Source organism: Xanthomonas protegens, assembly GCF_038442435.1.
Lineage (GTDB): Bacteria > Pseudomonadota > Gammaproteobacteria > Xanthomonadales > Xanthomonadaceae > Xanthomonas_A > Xanthomonas_A sontii.
In genome coordinates this window covers 1-17,914 of sequence record NZ_JAQJCQ010000016.1, presented here as the reverse complement: position 1 = coordinate 17,914, position 17,914 = coordinate 1, and the positions used below count along the sequence as shown (strand labels likewise).

The window sequence follows — 17,914 nt, the reverse complement described above, 5'->3', positions numbered from 1 at the left end:
GAAAAGGAACCGATCATGAAATTCACCTTAGTTCGCAACATCTATTTCAATTCGCAGAGCACCGGCCTCGTAAGCAAGTATGTCGCGAAGGACGTCGAGTCAGAAGTCTCCCCACAGGTAGGGTTTGAATTTGAAGATTCCGCTTGGCACAGAGATGATCCAATCAGGGCCGAATCGATTAGCATTGATTCAGATACAGGGAAGTGCACCGTGACCCTTAACTCTCGGGAGCTTGGCGCAGCATCGGATGTTGAAAAGCTCTTTAAAGTTGCAGTGCAGTTGCACGGGTGGAAAGATTGGCTTTCTAGGTAATTCATGGCTAACACTGTGGTCAAAGCCGCTCCCTCCGGCGCTGGACGCTGCGCGATAAAGCTCCGCACAGCGCCTTTTACCTAAAACGTTAGCCATTGCAAGGAAATATGATCGCCGAGTCTCAAAAAAGGGGTCAGAATGCACTTTCCCTGCTTTAGCCTCTAGAAGAGTACTATGACCCAGTTCCCCAATAATGTATATTAGTCCCGCTTTAAGCCTTGCAAGAAGCCATTGGAGTGGTTCGGAAGGCATGGGCCAAGACCTAACAAATCATTAAAGTCGAACCCGCTTCGCGGGCCAGCATTGTTCCATAATAAAGGTCGCTATCTATGGCGGATCCGTTGTCACTTGTAGCTTTAGGAGCCGCAGTCGGCGGCGCAGCTGGCAAGTTTGTAGAAAAAGCTTGGGACTCCGGTGAAAAGTGGATTACGACCTATTTCTTAGATCATCGGCCAAAAGCCGCTGAGGAAGCGCACAAGAACACGTCGGAGTTCTTGGTTCACTTAGCAAACAGAGTTAAGCAACTCGAAGAGTCTGGCGGCGTCACGGCAGAGCAGATCGAAAACGCACAAGAGCAACCAGATTTTGCCGTCGCACTGCAGAAGGCGATGCTAACCGCAGCGCAAACGTCCGATGGCGAAACTCACGAAATCCTTGCCAGGATGCTATCCGAACGAATGAGGGAGCCGCCTCAAAGCGTTAAGGCGATGGCAACAAAAATGGCTTTGGATATTATAGGCTATCTAACCCCTCGCCAACTCAAGTTGCTAGCCTTCATTGCTGACCTCATGCATATCGGGCCGCAGCAACCTCTTGCTGCTGATGCTTTTGCTAGTTGGTTTGAGCAACGCATGGAGCCATACAAGGACCTAACTTTTAGTCCTCTGGACTTGTCCCACCTCGAGTCATTGTCCTGTCTGAAAAACTTGCCGATCGTTTCCAAGGACTTAAGTCTTGTAATGAATAAAAAAAATTATGGGGTTTTTGATCCTGAGATGATGAACTTGCCGATCGCACGACATGTGCAGGATCTTTGGCAAAAGGGCATTCAGTCAGTTGATCTAACAACGGTGGGGCAGCTGGTCGGCGTCTTTGCTTCTGACTCCCTGACGGGCACGAACACGAACTTCGGTGACTGGACGTGAAAAACAGGGGTCAGAGTGCACTTTTCTTGTGTGTGACATCTTTAAAAGTTAACTCTGACCCCTGTTTCCCGCTGGAATACATCAGCACCACTAGCCGCGCTGGTGAAAATGTGCTAATCACAAAGGCCTCGGTAATGCGCGGGACCTGCAGCTACATCAACTTCGATTCGATGTGATCCGTCAGAAAATGGAGTAAAAAAGGTCAGAGCGCACTTTTGTGCGCGACACCATTGAAATTGTGCTTTGACCCAGTTCCACCAGTTCCAATTTTGTCTCCCCGCCATCGGATCGCCCCGTTCCGTCGCCGGCTTCGTTGCTCCACTGCGCTCATTGCCTTCCGTCTCGCTCATACCCAGCGGCTAGCCCTCGGGCAAGCCCTAAGACCACGATCTGTGGCATGCTCGCCTCTCAGCGGCACGGCTTAATTCAAGCATTAGCTGTTTGAGGGAACTATGTCGATCTCCATCTATTACACAGCCGAGCGGCGCAAGCTTCTGTCGCCCGAAGAGCTCGCAGCGATAGCTTCCATTACCGAGAGGTACTCCGTTGACTCGGCAATTGAAGCACTCATTGCAGGTGGCACCGGACTCAATTGGGAATCTTTCCATTACGCCACCAACCCGAAGCCAGGGAAACTGTTCCGAGCCGTGCCGGTGTTCCAGGGCGCAACAAAGTTGCCGGGCAATACGGAGAACGCAACTTGGGAGGGCGTGCAGCATTGGTGCGCCTGCCTGTCTGATCTCAGGCGTGTGGTCAGGGCAGCAACTTGGCGCGTGGCCGTCGAGGATCATGAAATCGTCTGGAACGAACAGGGACAGGCATATGATCCCTCGGTCTAGCCAAACAGCTAAGAATTCGTCAAAGCAGATGCCGCTCCGCGGCGCGGCTTGATCCAGGCCTTAGTTCTGTGGGCCAGCCTCATCCTCACATTGACGTTGAGCAAGAGCTCGCCCACGTCATCCGGTCGTTGGGTGGCCGCGTGCTTGGGGACGAACACGGTTCGACCCTACCTTTTAAAAACAGTGACTATTACTTTCCGGGACTTGCAAAACAGGGGTCAGAGTGCACTTTTCTTGGAAAGTCCACTCTGACCCCGGTTCTGATCCATGCGCCGAGCGGCCGGCGCCAATCCAAGCGCCTTCCGCGCTGGCGCCACTTGGCTATGACCATCGCGACATGTTCCGACCTGGATTGGATGCAGAAGAGGCACACGTGACGATGAAGCTCGACGATCTCAAAACCCAACTCGCCCGCACGGGTGTCATCCTGGAGATCGGCGGATTCCGGCCGCCCGACGATCCACTGGCGAGTTGGTTCGGTCGCGTGAACGTCTGCGCGCCGGGCGAGGCATGGCCGGAGACGGCGGGACGGCCGATGCACGCGCTATGTCAGATCAACGTCAGCGACCTGCCGCTGCGGCCGGCCCGCCTCGCGGATATCGCACTGATTGCGGTGTTCATCGGTCCCGATACGCTCCCGGTCGATACGCCCAACGGGAAAGGGTGGTGTCTGCGGGCCTACAAGCGGCTCGATGGACTGGTCCCGCTGGCGCCACGTCACACCGATTCGCCCATCAGCGCATTTCCGATGCGGCCGCATGTCTTCCATGACGACTACCCGTGCTGGGAGGATGCGCCGATGGATCTGCCGGCAGACATCGAAGCGCGCTACCACGATCTCTTCCGGAACCTGGATGGCTTCAAGCTGGGAGGATGGCCGACGTTGATCCAGGCCGAGATCTTCTGGGCGCCGTTCAAGCGCCATCCCGCGTCGCCGGAATTCGTCTTCCAGATCGACTCCACGGACAAGGGCCGCTGGATGTGGGGCGACGGCGGCGTCGGCTACTTCGGCCGCGGAACCGCGCCCGGCAAGGAGGACGAGTGGGCGCTTGCGTGGCAGTGCTACTAGCGACGCCCGGCGGAGAAGGCAGCGGCAACAAGTACGCAGTTGAGCGGGAAAACAGGGGTCAAAGTACACTTCGCATGCGCGACGATTTTAAAGTTCGTTCTGACCCCAGTTATACTCAATGGCGTAGCGCTTGTCCTTCAAGATTTTCCAGATGCGGACAATGGTGGCGGGACTAGCAGGGGCTAGACGAGTCACTGGCGATGTACAATGCTAGTTACGCCTACGGCGGTGCACATCGTCTGCAAGACTTCCAAGATCTCATTTTCAGAGCTGCAGCATGACTCCGGCGCCTAACAACTCATTCAAACCGACGCCACTTCGTGGCGTGGCTTAATCTAGATATCAAGCAAATCTCATGGCACGCGTCCCTGTGGTTCGAATTGAGCTTGGAAACGTAACGTCCGCGAAGGATCTGCATGCCCTTCTCATGGAGTCGCTCGGCTTCCCTAGCTGGTATGGCCGCAATTGGAATGCATTTTGGGACGCCATCACCGGTCTGGTAGAAATGCCTGAGCAACTAGTTCTAGACGGCTGGCAGCAGTTTTCATTGTGCATGCCCACGGATGCGCAACTGATGTGCAAGTGCCTCGAGGACATGTCCGATATGTATCCCCTTCTTTCTTCAACAGTCGTGTATACCTAACATCCCGTTCAAGGTGCACGCACTGTCGCGCGTCGCTTGGAAAAATACGGGTCAGAGTTCACTTTGTTGTGTGCGGCACTTTTGGAAGTTCGCGGACGATCGTGCGCTTGCGTGACAATGCCATTAGCGACGTCCGGCGGAGAAGGCTGCGGGACCAGGTGCGCAGTTGATCGAGTGATGCATCAAGCGAAGTCCTAGCCAGACTGCGCGCTATTGTGCGCAGTGCGCCGACAGGTCTACTCTGATCCAGCTGTCTGGTCGATCACATTAGGGGGTGTGATATGAAGTGCGGGCTGCTGTCTTTGGTCCTGCTGGCGGGTCTTGTGGCATGTCACTCCGCGCCGTCGCCGCGGCCGGCCATCGCACATGGCGATGGCGCGTCGCCGGACCGTCCTGTCGATCTGTCCGCGGCGCATAGCGAAGGCGCCGGCATCGCTGCGCAACGCAGATGGCTCGATCAGCACTACCCCGGCGCGCGCATCAAATCGCAGTCGCTATTGTTTGAGCCGTCGGCCATGGACCTCATCACGATCGTGCTGCCCTCCGGCGAGGAGCGCGAGGTCTACTTCGACATTTCGTCCTACTTTGGGAAGTGGTGAGCGGCGCGATGCATGTCATGCAGGCATCTGTGATCGGATTCCTCACGCTGGTTGCGTGTGCCGGAGCGGCCTTCGTCGTGGCGTTCGTCTTCCCATCCCGCCTGGCGTTGTGGCTGTTCCTGTTTACGTCGACCATGACGTTCCTCTGTCTGCTTTGCGTCGACTGGTTCCTGCGGGATGGATTGGGACCGGACGCGATCACATCGCAGGGAATGGAGGCGGCCTTGCGTGCCGCCGGCTGTGCCTGGATTCCCGCGTTGTGCTGGGGGCTCCTCAACGGCTCGGCCTGTCTCGTCTATCGATGGAGACGCAGGAAATGTGGAGAAAGTGCCGCGCTGTGCGACATGCGATCCGGATGAAGCGTAGCCGACTAGCTAGTCGTACCATCGTTGCTGAGTTGCGAAGCGGATCGCGCCGCCAATCGATTCAATAAGGAGATGACACATGCAAGCGACCCGCGCTGCCGCACTGAAGATCTTGACGCTCTTCGCCGCCGTGCTAGTGGCATGTCCGGCACAGTCGATGTCGCTTGACTGGCGACCGGTCAACTTCCGACAAGGACATCCGCTTGTAGGGGAGAACCTTGAGGACTCCATGGATAACGCGAGTGGACTTCAACTCGAGAATCTACAAGTGAATGTCTCGATCATGAAGGAGTATCCGAACGTCGCCTATGACTTGATGGGGAGAGCGAACGCAACTGAGTGCAGCCCTGCATCGTGCATGATGCTGTCGGCACGTCGCGCCGAATTGGTCTATGACTATCTGCTGGAGCAGGGCATTCCCGCTTGCCAGATCAAGACCATCGTCGCCGCCAGCACCAGCAGTCCGATTGCGCGACCGCAGGATGATGCGCCCCCTGACAGGGCAGTGCACCTGTTGGTCACGCTCGGCAAGACGTGCTGATGCAATGAGAGAGATCCCTGTAGGGATAAGCTGGACCGTTGACGCACGCTAGTTCGCCCGTCTTGAACCCCGGTCGGCGAGGCAAGGCAACTCCTACCCCATCGCAGATCGACCTAGGCACCCACGGCATGAAGCGACGTATGCATGCGCTTGGAGCAGCGACCATCCTGGCGTGTGTCGCAGGGTTCATGCTCTTCGGCTATTCGCCGACGCCTTGTGCCTGCGAAGCGCCGTGGCAGCTGGTGTATGCCGCGTCCGGTTTGCCGTTCGACCGTCCCTATCGGACCTATGATGCGGAGCAGCTGCAACGTGGCCTTGACCGCCATCTTGCAGGATCGACTGTCGAAGGTTCGAGCGACTACTTCTTCGACGCCTGCCAGGAAACGGCACCCCGGCGGCTGCGATGCGTCATCGCCACCGAAGAATCGCTGCTGCGAAAGTCTGGCTATGTGATCGAGATGGACACGGACGCGGATGGACGACTCGAACGCACCCATGTGACGACTTACTCGGCGTGGCGCTAGCCGTTGCTACGCGAGGAAAGAAATCGCATGCAGAGATGATTCGTGTCATCTCGGAATTTCTTGTGTCCGATGACTTGAGAACCGCTACGACAAGGTTATGCAACAATGCGCCTAAGCCGCTGGAGAGAAAGTATGAAAAAGCATCTCGTCGTACTGCTGCTGATCCTGGGCCTGGCCTGCAGCGCGCCCGCGCTCACCCAATCCTCCAAGTCCCCATTGCTCGGCAAATGGGTGCTCGATGTCGCAAGCATGCCGGTGCCGCCCGACAAGCGGCCGAAAAGCGCCACGCTCACCTACAGCGATGTGGGCAAGGGCAAGTGGCAGACGAATGCCGACATCGTCGGTGGCGATGGGCATGACATCCATGCCGTCGCCATTTATCCGCTAGACGGAACCGCAGTCCCAAGCAAAGGCTACCCGACGGTCGACACCACGGCCGTATGGCTGCCGGCGCCGAACGTGATGGTCGCCGCCTTCTACTTGAAGGGAATGCCACGCACGACACGCACTTACACCGTCGCCCCTGACGGCAAGACGATGACCGAAACCGTGGTCTGGTTGAACATCAACGGCGAGCCGGCGATCACGATGAACCGCTTCAACCGCGCTGAATAGCCTATGCGGAAAATACGGCTCAGAGCACGCTTTCTTGGGAGTTCGCTCTTGGCCTCTTCTAATCTGTGGAATATGGCGAATGAGGAGCGAGCATCGGCATGTCGTCATTCGTACTTCAAGCGAGCAGCATCGCTGTAGAACACCCAGAGGGGGAGTGCCATCTGGTCGGCTTCGCCGACCAAGTGCTCGATACCACGACCTATCTCCTGCTCCAGCGCGCATTCTCGTTCGACGAGCAGGACGTGGCGTTGAGCATGGACACCTATCATGTCGAATGGTGCGGCCAGGAAACCTCGGGCTACGGCGGCGTCTCCCAGTTTCTGCTCAGCCCTGGCCACGCGCGGATTACATTCGTTCCAGATTCGCCGGTGGCACTGGCTGGTTTGGGGATTCTCACGATCGTGTTCCAGTTGACACCGCCGGAGTACCTGACATTGCAGGCTGCCCTTCGTTGCATATTCGCGGGAAGCGATTGCCTCTTGGTGACCGATGCTTAAAGTGTCGTATCCGACCCATACTCGCTCGCGGGCTTGATCCTTCGGCATTAACGGCAAAGGAGGGCTAGATGCTACTTGCCCTTGTCACTGCGCTTTTCCTGGCCGCGTCCTCGGCCGTGGCCAGCAGTACGATGTGGGCGTTCTAAGCGCCGCCCGGCGCACCAGTGCCGGATCTGGAATTTCTTGGCTACGACAAGATTGGTGGGATCCTCATTCAAGACAAGAATGGGCCACGCATTCTTCCGCAAGGTTCCTACAAAGTCGTTGCGTTGGATCAGAGCGCTAGCAGGATTGACCTGACCTACGCCAATCCAGGCGATCCCTCGCTTCCACCGAGCTTCAGGCTAAGGGGAGCTGGGCCGGACACGACCTTGACCGTGCGCGGCAAGACGTACAAGGGCAAACTAAGTTGCGGGGCATGGTGAGCCATGCGCGACCACCTGGTAGTCAACCAGCGCTGTGCCGCTGAGCTGAAGGCTGGGACTGGCGCCTCTACTGAACCAAGAGCGTGTTGGCGGCCTGTGCAAACTGGGCGGTCGTTTGGAGAAGTCGTAGCGTATTGATTGGAGTCATGTGGTTCCGTCCTATAGACTGGAATTCATTCAAACCAACTACAATTCGCGCGGATCGACTCAAAAGAGGCAACTTGCAATATGAAAAGGGTCTCTCTACTCGCCGTGTTGGCGCTCAGCGTGTTGCCACCCGCCGTCGATGCCAAAGACCTCTTCGCCAAAGATCGCTGCAAAGCCGCGTACGAGTATCACTTCCTCAATAGGGCCGTGGCGTTCGAGGATTGGACAGGAGTAGAACTTTTGCTTGAAGGAGGCGCGGACCCAAACGGTCGTGGCTATGCGCAGATCACAGAGTGCGTTCGCCTTCCAGGTGAGTTCAGCTCCCCACTCGCACTGGCAGTGAGGAACGGGAACGCCGACCTCGTTCGCTTGCTACTGAAATATGGGGCAGATCCTAATCTTCTGGAAGGAGAGTCGGTGACCCCAACGGGAATTGCACGCGGCATGGCTTCCCCGGCCATCCTGCAACTGCTGCTTGAGCATGGCGGAAGATAGGCACAGTACCTTGTTCGTGCGAGATCGCATCCACCTGCCGCTAACGGACCCATGACCACATTCCAATTCCAACCCCGCTGGAAAGAAGAACTCGTCTGCACCGGCCCGGAAGGCGAGTTTGTACTGGATTTCCCGATGGGCGTGCCTACGGTCTACGTGCCCACCGAGCATGCCTGGGCGCAGAGTGCACCTGCATGGGCGTGCGACCTGTGGCCGGTGTTCAAGGCCGAGTTGGAGGCCTGGTGCCAGGCGCGCGACGTGCAGTTCTTCCTGGACGGATCGGCCAAGTGCTACGGAGCCACTGCCAAGGCCTAGGTGAACACGCTGACAGCAGGCGGATGCGCGTGGCTTGGTATCCTGGCGCGCCATCGCCGCAAGGTCTCCAATGAGCCAGAGTACAGAGCGCGCTGACGCGACGAACGTCCCACTGTATTACCTGATCACGCCGGAATCGCACGAGGTGCTCGGCCCGTGGGCGGACGCGTTCCCGGCGTATACCGCCGTGGTCGGCTATTCGAGTCTCGGTCTCTTCTTTCTGCATGATCCGGCCAGCCAGGATTACGCGGTGCTGCATCCGTTCAAGGCCGCCGGCAAGTCGTATGGCGCACATGCCTCCACCGCGGCGTTCGAGGCGGCCATCCTGCGCGATCCGGGTTTCGAGGCGTATGTGTTGCGCGGCGACCATGTACGGGCGATCGCGGCGCGTCTTGGCCCGTTGAAGCCCGGGCAGATCTATATCCCGCAACCGTATCCGACGCTGGGCGGAACGGAAGCGCCCGAGACGTACGACAAGGGCGATGTGTGGGTCTTTGCGGACCTGGTCGCGCAAAGCGTGGGGTTGTGACGTGAACCCGAGCGATTTTGCAAGGCATGGCTGATGGGGATGTCGCACGCAAGTCGTCGATCGGCACGTGCGTTGTGCCTGCTTGCAGGCGCGCTGCTTGGTGTTGCCGCGTTCTGCGTGGGCGTTGACCCTGCGTCTCCGGTACGGTCGGGCGCGTGCGTGCTGCTTGCGATCGGCGCCAGCGTCCATGTGGTCTCTGCGTTCCTGGGCAGCGACGCCTGGCGGAGTCGCTTGATAGGGCTATGGCCGGGCATCTGAAGGTACGCTTTCAACAACCCGGGCGGCACGACGTCGCCGCCCGGATCACATGCACCGCGAAAGCCGCAGACGCTCGCCTCAGTGCTTCGCCGCCTTGCGCCGGTACACGCCATTGAAGCTGACGTTGGCGCCACCGCACTCCAGGTTGTCCGAGGCCACCAGCAGGTCGCCGACCAGCTGCAGGCGGACCTTGCAGTCGTCCTGGCTGAGTTCCAGACGATTGCCTTCCGGAAAGCCGCGCGCGGTCACGGCACCAAGGTGCGGCCCACCAGGCGCCTGATCTGGGGTCGGGTTGGCGCTGGGCCAGTAGGCATCGCCGTTGGCGGTGATGGTGCCGTCGCCGTTGGCGATCAGCTGCAGTTCGTTGTCGCCGTCGTGCCACTGGCCGACCCAGGCCTGCGGCTTCGGCGCGGCCGTCGCCGGCAGCGGCTGCACACTCGACACCGCCATCCAGCCGGCGCTGCCGCCGACCTTGTTGGGGTAGAACGCGCAGACGAAGCCGCCCTGGCGCTGCGCCAGGATCACGGTGTCGTCCTTGACCACATAGGCGCGCTGCCGGCACGCGGCCTCGCCCTTGGCCGGGCAGCCGTCGTCGTCGTTGAGCAGGTACAGGCGCGGCACCGCGACCTTGGCGAGCGAGAACCCGGCCGTACTCATGGGGAAGCCGCCGTTGCGGCACATCGCCTTGTCCTCGTCCGGCGCCGCGTAGGCCAGTGCGGGAACCGCCAACAAGGCGAGCAGCCAGGTCTTGTGCATCACAGTCGCTCCAGAGGTGGGGCAATAGTGTGGTGCATGCCGGGTGAACCGGTGGCGAGCGAATCGGCAGGCGAGGATCTCGTGCCGTCCGCCGGACACCGCTGCTGTGCTGCGTGGCGTGGCCTCCGTAACCCATGCGCGCCGGCCAGCCGCCGCGACACCGAAGAACACCTCGACCTGTAAGGTGGCTGCCATCAGGCGCGCCGCGGGGATACCCTTGCCGCGGTCCAGATTTCAGAGGGCGATGGAATCGCAGTGAAGTACCGGGCGGGCGATGTCTTCGCGGTCCCGTTGGATGCGGGGACGTACACGCTCTGCCAAGTACTGTGGGCGCCGCAGGGCGACTATCGCAAGGTGGTCGGCTTCTGTGTGCTGGAACAGCAGGCATCGGAACCGACGCTTGGCGCGTCGCCGGCACAGCCGCTGCCGGTGCGCGATGGCGACAAGGACATCCGATTGCTGTTTACCGGCACCCAGAAACTCAGGAGCGGCGAATGGCAGATCGTCGGCCACGCGCCGCTGCCCCAAGACGCCAGGGAGTTGCTGACCTTCCACATCGCCGGCGCCCTGCAAGAAGGCAGCACCTTCGTTCGGATGCTGTCGGTGGACGAGTACGCGCGCTATCCGTCGATGTCGGTGCTCGGATTCGAGCTGGTGCAGCGGCTGCTGAGCGAGAGCCGCTGATCGAGGGCGCCGGCCGTTGACGGCCAGTGCCCGCTCGGCGAGCATCGCATAGAGCCTCGGCGCAGCGGCGTGGCCAACGCCGCACATCACTTCTGTCTGGATCAGGTGACACCATGCCCGCAAGCCTGTTGACCGAGGTGGTCCTGCGCCCGCTGGTCGAGATCGTCCTCTACGGTCTGTGCTATGTCGTCGGCATGCTCGTGGTGCCGGCGTTCTCGTTCGGCTACTACAGCGTGGAACCGTGGAGCAGCAAACGGCGCAGCAAATCCGGCAAGCGCAGCGCCTATCTGGCCCCACGCGTGGTCTCGGCCGACGCGGCGGCCTTCTGGGGCGGGTTTTCCCTGGTGGGCTTTGGGTTGTTGGGCTATGCGCTGTGGAGCGCGGCGGGCGCTTAACCTCGAAGCGGCTGCACCGCGCTACGCTCCCTGGCCTTGGACTGCAAAGGATTGCACCGATGCCACATTCCGGCACCTGCTTCATCACCCGACACACGCTGTCGGCGCTGCGCGATCAGATTCACCAAAGGCCCGAACTGGTGATGGCGCTCGAAGGCTTGATCGAGGTGGAAGAGGAGCACTTTCCTGATCCACCGATCTACGCTGCGCTGTCGCATCTGGCGCAATGCACGGCATGCCAGGCCTGGAGCGCGCTCTGGCTGGAGGCGCAGTTTCCCGAGAGCGGCGCGTGGCGCGAGCGCGTCGCTCGCTACTGCTGCTTCAGCATGTTCGAGGCAGTGACCAAGCCGGGCAGGGTGGTGCGGATCGGATTCGAGTTGTTCCGTGGCGAGGATCCGACCTGGTATCTCAATGACGCGATCTGCGTGCAGTTCTGTCCCTGGTGTGGGCAACGTCTGCCCGATCGCCCGTTCGAGCCGGATCTGCAGCCGGAGCCGGAGCCAACACCATGACGCGGTGCCGCCGCCGCGTCGCGGCCGTTTCAGTGCAACCGCGACAACCGCCGCCCGCCCTGTGGATGGCGTGGCGCTGCGATCGGTCTCAGGGCGTCTCTGGGCGCGCGTGCTGTCTACGACGGATGCGATGAGTTGTCATGCGGGCATGCTGCAATGGATCTGGCCGGTTGCGGCACCAGGGTGTCCGGCGCTGGTCGCTGGGTGCTGCGAGTGCCGTCTCTGCGTGCCGCAGGCGCCTGCGTAGGCCGCACGAGCTACATGACGTGCCGCACCGCTGTCCACCTGGACCGCCGCGCGTGCGTTACCCTCCGGGACCGCCCATCCGCGCCTGCGCGCCATGACGCAGCCGCGGCGATGCGCGCGTCCGCCCCCCGATCGTTCGAGAGTCAAGCTGCCGCATGCATCCTGTCATCCATTTCCGCTCCCGCCTGCTCGAGGTGAGCGCCGAGCCGGAGAATCCCATCAATCCGATCCGCGGCAGCTCGCTGCTGGACTGGCTGCGCGTGCGTGTGGGCGACGCCATGGTCCTGTCCGAACCGGACCCGGAGGACTGGGGCTGGGCGTCCGAAGCGGAATGCCAGGGGCGCACCTACCTGGTCGGTGCCTACGCCGAGGAAGAGGTCGATGGCAACCATACCTGGATGCTGCAGATCGACAAGGAGCGCTCGTTCTGGGAGCGGCTGCTCGGCCGCCATGCGATGCGCGACGACGATCCGTGCTTTGCGCGGCTGCATGCGCTGATCGCGGCGGAACCGCGGTTCACCGACGTGGTGGTCGAACGCGAATCCTGACCGCCAATACGGCTGCCCGGCGCGATGGCGCGGACTGCAGCACACGCGCCATCGCGCTTGGGTATGCTCGGCGGCCCCTCTCCATCCGCGTGCCACCATGCCGATCCGTACCCTGTCGCTGTTCCCGTTGCTGCTGATCGGCACCTCGCCCGAGCTGATGGCGGCGCCCAAGCATTGCCTGCCGTATGGACCGACTCAGGTCACCCTGTCCGGGACTCTCGCGCCGTCGCCCACCGACGCCGCCGTGCCTACTGCCCCGCACACGCATGCGCATCCGGACGCCGCTGCCGGTGCGGCAGCGACCCAGGAAGAGATACTGATCCTGCCGCAGCCGCTGTGCGTGGCGGCGTCGGCGGATGGTCGCCAGCCGCGGCACGAGCAGGTGCGCCAGCTGCGGCTGGCGGTCACCGCGGACCAAGCCGCACACCTGCGCGAAGAAGGCGTCGGCCAGGTGGTGCGGGTGACCGGAACCCTGGCGCATGCGCCGACCACGCCGGATGCACCGCCGCTGCGTTTGAGCGTGCTCGGGGTGGACAGCGACTGAAGGATGCCCTGGCGACGCGCTTTCGCTGCGATTGAGCGGCATGTGTCGTGGCCTTGTAGGAGCGGCTTCAGCCGCGACGGGCATTCCCGGTAAAGCCTGTCGCGGCTGAAGCCGCCCCTACGTGGTTGGCGTCCCGGTGAGATCGGATGTCTCCTGTTACCTAGGCATCTGGTTGCTGCGGCCACGCCGGCCGCTGGCGCACGAGGCAGCGCTCGCATTGACGGCGTGCAGTGGCTGACCGAGGATCGCCGTGCCGCGCCTGGCGGCTCAAGGTGTTGGCAATCCATGAGGGCAATGCGTTTTCTGTGTGCGATGAGTCTGTGGCTGAGCGCGTTCGCCGCCATCGCGGGCGAGTCGCCGGCGCGCGCGGTTCAGACGTTCTACGCCTGGGCGATCGCGCCCCAGCGCGCCGATGGCGACGTTGCGCAGGTGCGGCATCTGCTGGGGCGGGAACTGTTCGCGGCGCTGGAGGCGCAGCGCGCCTACGAGGCGGCCTGCGCCAAACTTGTGCCTGCAGACGTCAAGCCGCACATGCTCGACCAGAGCCCCTTCTTCCTGTGGCCGGACCAACCGACGGCGTTGGTCTCGACGACCGCACAGGCCAAGGGCGACACCGCGCGGGTACGCGCCCGCCTGGCCGTCGACGGCCTGCAGTGGACGGACACGGTGGTGCTCGGCCGCCAGGACGGTCGCTGGGTGATTCTGGACATCGCCTGGCAGGAAGGAACGCTCACCCGACGCCTGGCCGACTTTGCGGCGCAGCGCTGCACGCAATGACGCCGCCGGCGTAGACGAGGGAAGCACAATGGATGACGTCGGCAGCCGTACCGCGTTATTGCTGAGCCTGCAGCGCGCCCTGCTTGGTGAGGTGCACCAGCAACTGCGGCAGGCCTCGATCGAGGCCGACCAGGCGCGCCGCGTGGTCCGGTTGCGCTTCGAATACGACGGCCCGCCGATGGAAGCGCCGCGCGAAAGCTGCTCGTGCGCCGCCACCGAAGTGATCGCGGACTTTCCGGCGCGCTGGGACCTCGAAGAAGTGCATGTCGCCGTGCCGATGCCGACGCCGCTGCAGCCCCTGCAGCACGTGGCATACCGTCGCGCAGAACCTGACGCTTCGGCCTGAATGGCACGGCGGGTTCTATCGTTCCCGAGTGCCCGCCTCCACCACCCCGGGAATCGGCGTCGCCGCGGGAAACGCGTCGCGCAGCAGGTCCACGCCCTGCTGTGGCTTGGCCAGCGGCGTCAGGTCCTGGCGGTCGGCGCGCAGTTCGGCGCTGCGGTGCGGGGCGATGGCGTCGCGGCGGGCCTGCAGGTCCGGCTGCAGTTCGCCGTCGCGGTTGAACGACCAGGCCAGCATGGGTTCGCCCAGCGGCAAGGTATCGCCGGGCTTCGCGCCGTCGCGCGAATGCCAGGTGTGCCAGGTCTTGCCGTAGCTGTTGAGCTTGCTGCGCATCAGCGCCTTCTCCGCGGTGAGCGGCAGGCCGGGCGCGGACAACTGCCCGGACAGGATCTCGCCGTTGTGCGGATGCCAATAGCGGCGCTCCTCCGGCGGCAGTCGCTGGAAAAAATGCTCGGAAATGATGTACTCCACGCCGGTGAGGTTGGCTTGCGCGGTGTCGCCGTCGAACAGGGCGCACTGGGCGAACTCTTCGTTGACCTGGCGGCAGAAGTGGTGGGCTTCCATCTGCTGGTGCGGGTGGTCGCGCATCGGGTGGAAGCCGATCAGGTGGATGTCCATCACCGCGGCGGGGCCACTGTCCTGCAGTGCCTTGGCGCCGGCTTCCAGGACCCGGGTCTTGGCGCTCTCGGCCGCGCCGGGCGGTTGCGTGGCGGGTTCGGTGCGATCGCGGCCACAGGCGGCCAACGTCAGCAACAGGGGAGCGAACAGGATGCGGCGCATGCGGTGTCTCCAAAGGCGGCGCGGCGGCGTGGGCCGCATGGCCCGGACGCGTGGCGCACGACAAGGGGCAGCATCGGCTGCGCTGCGTCGATCGACTGTGGCCGGGGTGTGTGCACGGCGTGGTGCCGCGCAGACCCGACCCGCCGGCGACGCGATGCATGAGGTCCCGCGGATGTCCGCTGCGAGGGCGTGGCGTGACGTGATGCGGTCACGCACTGTCGTGCCGTGGCCGCCACGCCGTCATTGCAATGGCGGTGCAACACAGACGACATATCGTGCCGCGCTGCGCCACAGTCTGGCGCATGCCGTCGCGGGCTGCTGCGCAAGCCGAACGGACTCGATTTTGCGCGCTCACAAGGATCCGACATGCTGCATCCCCCTCTCTCCCCGCGGCCGCTGACCGCGCGCGCCGCGCCGGCCCGTACCCGCCTGGCGCAGGCCTGCGCCGCCCTGGTGCTGGCCTCGGTCGCCGCCGCCGCCGCCGCGCAGGACAGCGCGCCGTCGCTGGCCGGCAGCGAGACCCGCCCGGCCAATGTCGCCGGCAATGGCGATGCGGCGACCTCGCTGGATACCATCATCGTCACCGCCGAGCACCGCGAGCAGAACCTGCAGGACGTGCCGGTATCGGTGGGCGTGGTGCAGGGCGAGGCGATGCGCGACTTCACCGCCGGTGGTGACGACACCCTGCTGGCGCTGTCCGGCCGCGTGCCCAGCTTCTACGCCGAAACCACCACCGGCCGCATCTTCCCGCGCTTCTACATCCGCGGCCTGGGCAATATCGACTTCTACCTCGGCGCCTCGCAGCCGGTGTCGATCATCCAGGACGACGTGGTGCTGGAGCACGTGGTGCTGAAGTCCAACCCGGTCTACGACGTGGACCAGGTGGAAGTGCTGCGCGGCCCGCAGGGCTCGCTGTTCGGCCGCAACACCACCGCGGGCATCGTCAAGTTCGACAGCATCAAGCCCAGCGACGACTACACCGGCCGCGTCACCGCCAGCTACGGCAGCTACAACACGGTTTCGGTCGACGGCGGCATCGGCGGCCCGATCAACGATGTGCTGTCGTTCCGCGTGTCCACGCTGTACCAGCACCGCGACGACTGGGTGGACAACACCTACACCGGTCCCAGCGCCGACGGCACGGTCACCCCGAAGAAGGACGCGATGGGCGGCTACGACGACCGCAACGCGCGCCTGCAGCTGCTGCTGAAGCCGAGCGAAAACTTCTCGTTGCTGGGTGCGTTCCATACCCGCGACTACGACGGCACCTCCACCCTGTTCCTGCGCGGCGCGCTGCGCAAGGGCTCGAACAAGGTCGACGTGCCGCGCGACCAGGTGGCCTACGACGAAGCCCACGACAACCCGCAGGCGTACAAGACCCATGGTGCCTCGCTGAAGGCGATCTACGACTTCGGCGGCGTCTCGCTGACCTCGATCAGCGCCTACGAGACCACCTCCGGCTACAGCCGCGGCGACACCGACGGCGGCGCCGCGGCCAACTTCCCGGTCAACGGCGTGCCAAACGGCTACGGCCAGTCGATGGGCCAGGTGCGCGACCTCGACCAGTACACCCAGGAACTGCGCCTGGCCAGCGAAGGCGACGCCCCGCTGCAGTGGCAGGCCGGCGCGTTCTACTTCGACGGCAAGGACACCACCGACTTCTACCAGCGCGCCTACTTCCTGCAGACCGCCGCGCGCAATCCCAACAACTGGGTGCGCCTGCACAACAGCAACACCTCCTGGGCCGGCTTCGGCCAGCTGACCTACAAGGTCACCGACGCGCTGACCCTGACCGCCGGCGTGCGCCAGACCCGCGACAGCAAGGAGACCAAGCTGCTCAAGACCGCCGACACCGCGGCCGGCGTGGTCACCTACAAGGGCCGCCGCGACGTGCGCCTGGCCGACACCCAGCCGAGCTGGGACCTGAGCGCGATGTACGAGATCAACCCGAACGTCAACGTGTACGCGAAGGTCGCCCGCGGCTTCCGCGGCCCGACCATCCAGGGCCGTTCGGCGGTGTTCAACTCCGACTTTACCACCGCCGACTCGGAAACCATCCTGTCGTGGGAAGCCGGCATCAAGAGCAACCTGTTCGACAACCGCCTGCGCCTGAACGTCACCGGCTTCACCTACACGGTCGACGACATCCAGCTCAACGGCAACGACTCCAACGGCAACGGCGTGCTGTTCAACGCCGACAAGGCCAAGGCCTACGGCATGGAAGCGGACCTGGACTGGCGCCCGATCCCCAACCTGTCGCTGACCGCCGGCCTGAGCCTGCTGCACAGCGAGATCCAGGACAAGCGCGTGTATGCGCAGGTGTGCGGCCTGAACGGCGTGGTGGTGTGCACGGTGAAGGACCCGACCATCCGCATCGGCAACAACACCTTCGCACAGATCGACGGCAACCCGCTGCCGAACGCGCCCAAGTACAACGTCAACCTGGCTGCGCGCTACGACATCCCGGTCAACGACGGCGGCGCGTTCTTCGTCGCCACCGACTGGAACAAGCAGGGCTACACCAGCTTCGTGCTGTACGACTCCACCGAGTTCACCTCCAACGGCAACTTCGAGGGCGGCCTCAAGCTGGGCTACACCGGCGACTACGGCGCATGGGAAGTGGCCGCGTTCGCCCGCAACATCACCAACGAGAAGAACCTCAAGGGCGTGATCGAGAACTACATGGCGGCCGTCTACAACGAACCGCGCATCGTCGGCGTCTCGTTCAACCTGCACTGGCACTGATCGCAGCACGTCATAGCACCACACCGGCAGCACACGCCGGCACCAGCGGGCGGGAGGGCGACAGTCCTCCCGCCCGTTTGCGTTTTCGCAGCAGTAAGTTGCGGTTAGCTCTGACCATAGCCATAGCCTTCTCGCTTCTCGCTTCTCGCTTCTCGCTTCTCGCTTGCGGCTGTGGCTGTTGCTTCTGATTTACCGGGTTCCCTTCCGAAGCGGCGGCCATCGCGGGGAAAAACCCGAAGGGCGGCGTACATGGATGTACGCCGTCC

The 17,914-nt window shown here is 62.7% G+C and carries 24 protein-coding genes; 22 read left to right on the top strand and 2 right to left on the bottom strand.

Annotated elements, in window-relative coordinates; genetic code table 11:
- Window positions 1–15 precede the first annotated feature (15 nt).
- From PIQ37_RS16910 to PIQ37_RS16850, 14 genes are all read left to right on the top strand, one after another.
- Window positions 16–312 carry a hypothetical protein gene (locus PIQ37_RS16910; RefSeq protein ID WP_342074353.1) on the top strand — a complete coding sequence of 99 codons (297 nt, stop codon included), beginning with the start codon at window positions 16–18 and terminating at the stop codon, window positions 310–312.
- Window positions 313–641: 329 nt separating this feature from the next.
- Window positions 642–1,457, top strand: coding sequence for an LPO_1073/Vpar_1526 family protein (locus PIQ37_RS16905; protein ID WP_342074352.1), 816 nt, complete (start codon window positions 642–644; stop codon window positions 1,455–1,457).
- A gap of 452 nt (window positions 1,458–1,909) precedes the next feature.
- A complete protein-coding gene (locus PIQ37_RS16900) occupies window positions 1,910–2,296 on the top strand; it encodes a hypothetical protein (protein ID WP_342074351.1) in 387 nt (128 codons plus the stop codon).
- 379 nt (window positions 2,297–2,675) lie between these two features.
- Complete coding sequence (locus PIQ37_RS16895) at window positions 2,676–3,365, top strand: DUF1963 domain-containing protein (RefSeq protein WP_342074402.1); 690 nt, start codon at window positions 2,676–2,678, stop codon at window positions 3,363–3,365.
- A gap of 355 nt (window positions 3,366–3,720) precedes the next feature.
- On the top strand, window positions 3,721–4,008 hold the full coding sequence (locus PIQ37_RS16890) for a barstar family protein (RefSeq protein WP_342074350.1): 288 nt from the start codon (window positions 3,721–3,723) through the stop codon (window positions 4,006–4,008).
- Window positions 4,009–4,289: 281 nt separating this feature from the next.
- Entirely contained in the window at window positions 4,290–4,607 is a 318-nt protein-coding gene (locus PIQ37_RS16885; protein ID WP_342074349.1) for a hypothetical protein, read from the top strand.
- A 17-nt stretch (window positions 4,608–4,624) separates the two neighbouring features.
- Window positions 4,625–4,966, top strand: coding sequence for a hypothetical protein (locus PIQ37_RS16880; protein ID WP_342074348.1), 342 nt, complete (start codon window positions 4,625–4,627; stop codon window positions 4,964–4,966).
- A gap of 85 nt (window positions 4,967–5,051) precedes the next feature.
- Window positions 5,052–5,513 (top strand): OmpA family protein, encoded by a 462-nt coding sequence (locus tag PIQ37_RS16875; RefSeq protein ID WP_342074347.1) that lies wholly within the window; start codon window positions 5,052–5,054, stop codon window positions 5,511–5,513.
- Between the two features lie 128 nt (window positions 5,514–5,641).
- On the top strand, window positions 5,642–6,037 hold the full coding sequence (locus PIQ37_RS16870; protein ID WP_342074346.1) for a hypothetical protein: 396 nt from the start codon (window positions 5,642–5,644) through the stop codon (window positions 6,035–6,037).
- Between the two features lie 132 nt (window positions 6,038–6,169).
- Entirely contained in the window at window positions 6,170–6,652 is a 483-nt protein-coding gene (locus PIQ37_RS16865; protein ID WP_342074345.1) for a hypothetical protein, read from the top strand.
- A gap of 98 nt (window positions 6,653–6,750) precedes the next feature.
- On the top strand, window positions 6,751–7,149 hold the full coding sequence (locus PIQ37_RS16860; protein ID WP_342074344.1) for an Imm10 family immunity protein: 399 nt from the start codon (window positions 6,751–6,753) through the stop codon (window positions 7,147–7,149).
- 653 nt (window positions 7,150–7,802) lie between these two features.
- Complete coding sequence (locus tag PIQ37_RS20690; protein WP_407136609.1) at window positions 7,803–8,216, top strand: ankyrin repeat domain-containing protein; 414 nt, start codon at window positions 7,803–7,805, stop codon at window positions 8,214–8,216.
- A gap of 135 nt (window positions 8,217–8,351) precedes the next feature.
- The gene (locus tag PIQ37_RS16855) at window positions 8,352–8,531 is read left to right on the top strand and encodes a hypothetical protein (protein WP_342074343.1); all 180 of its coding nucleotides are present in this window, start codon (window positions 8,352–8,354) and stop codon (window positions 8,529–8,531) included.
- Between the two features lie 70 nt (window positions 8,532–8,601).
- Window positions 8,602–9,060, top strand: coding sequence for a T6SS immunity protein Tdi1 domain-containing protein (locus PIQ37_RS16850; RefSeq protein WP_342074342.1), 459 nt, complete (start codon window positions 8,602–8,604; stop codon window positions 9,058–9,060).
- Window positions 9,061–9,396: 336 nt separating this feature from the next.
- On the opposite strand, the gene PIQ37_RS16845 is transcribed toward PIQ37_RS16850, so the two are convergent.
- Complete coding sequence (locus PIQ37_RS16845) at window positions 9,397–10,074, bottom strand: hypothetical protein (protein WP_342074341.1); 678 nt, start codon at window positions 10,072–10,074, stop codon at window positions 9,397–9,399.
- Between the two features lie 255 nt (window positions 10,075–10,329).
- Between PIQ37_RS16845 and PIQ37_RS16840 the strand changes: the two genes are divergently transcribed.
- The 7 genes from PIQ37_RS16840 (at window position 10,330) to PIQ37_RS16810 (ending at window position 14,126) form a co-directional block, all read left to right on the top strand.
- Window positions 10,330–10,758 (top strand): hypothetical protein, encoded by a 429-nt coding sequence (locus tag PIQ37_RS16840; protein WP_342074340.1) that lies wholly within the window; start codon window positions 10,330–10,332, stop codon window positions 10,756–10,758.
- A gap of 113 nt (window positions 10,759–10,871) precedes the next feature.
- Window positions 10,872–11,153 (top strand): hypothetical protein, encoded by a 282-nt coding sequence (locus PIQ37_RS16835; protein WP_342074339.1) that lies wholly within the window; start codon window positions 10,872–10,874, stop codon window positions 11,151–11,153.
- Window positions 11,154–11,212: 59 nt separating this feature from the next.
- The gene (locus tag PIQ37_RS16830; protein WP_342074337.1) at window positions 11,213–11,665 is read left to right on the top strand and encodes a hypothetical protein; all 453 of its coding nucleotides are present in this window, start codon (window positions 11,213–11,215) and stop codon (window positions 11,663–11,665) included.
- A gap of 401 nt (window positions 11,666–12,066) precedes the next feature.
- Window positions 12,067–12,459, top strand: coding sequence for a hypothetical protein (locus tag PIQ37_RS16825; RefSeq protein WP_342074335.1), 393 nt, complete (start codon window positions 12,067–12,069; stop codon window positions 12,457–12,459).
- A gap of 97 nt (window positions 12,460–12,556) precedes the next feature.
- Window positions 12,557–13,003: a hypothetical protein gene (locus PIQ37_RS16820; RefSeq protein WP_342074334.1), complete on the top strand. Its 447-nt coding sequence runs from the start codon at window positions 12,557–12,559 to the stop codon at window positions 13,001–13,003.
- A 225-nt stretch (window positions 13,004–13,228) separates the two neighbouring features.
- Window positions 13,229–13,780, top strand: coding sequence for a DUF3828 domain-containing protein (locus PIQ37_RS16815; protein ID WP_342074333.1), 552 nt, complete (start codon window positions 13,229–13,231; stop codon window positions 13,778–13,780).
- Between the two features lie 58 nt (window positions 13,781–13,838).
- Complete coding sequence (locus PIQ37_RS16810) at window positions 13,839–14,126, top strand: hypothetical protein (RefSeq protein ID WP_342074332.1); 288 nt, start codon at window positions 13,839–13,841, stop codon at window positions 14,124–14,126.
- Window positions 14,127–14,141: 15 nt separating this feature from the next.
- On the opposite strand, the gene PIQ37_RS16805 is transcribed toward PIQ37_RS16810, so the two are convergent.
- Complete coding sequence (locus PIQ37_RS16805) at window positions 14,142–14,903, bottom strand: OBAP family protein (protein WP_342074331.1); 762 nt, start codon at window positions 14,901–14,903, stop codon at window positions 14,142–14,144.
- Between the two features lie 366 nt (window positions 14,904–15,269).
- Here PIQ37_RS16805 and PIQ37_RS16800 point away from each other — a divergent pair, with 366 nt between their 5' ends.
- The gene (locus PIQ37_RS16800) at window positions 15,270–17,648 is read left to right on the top strand and encodes a TonB-dependent receptor (protein WP_342074330.1); all 2,379 of its coding nucleotides are present in this window, start codon (window positions 15,270–15,272) and stop codon (window positions 17,646–17,648) included.
- Window positions 17,649–17,914 lie beyond the last annotated feature (266 nt).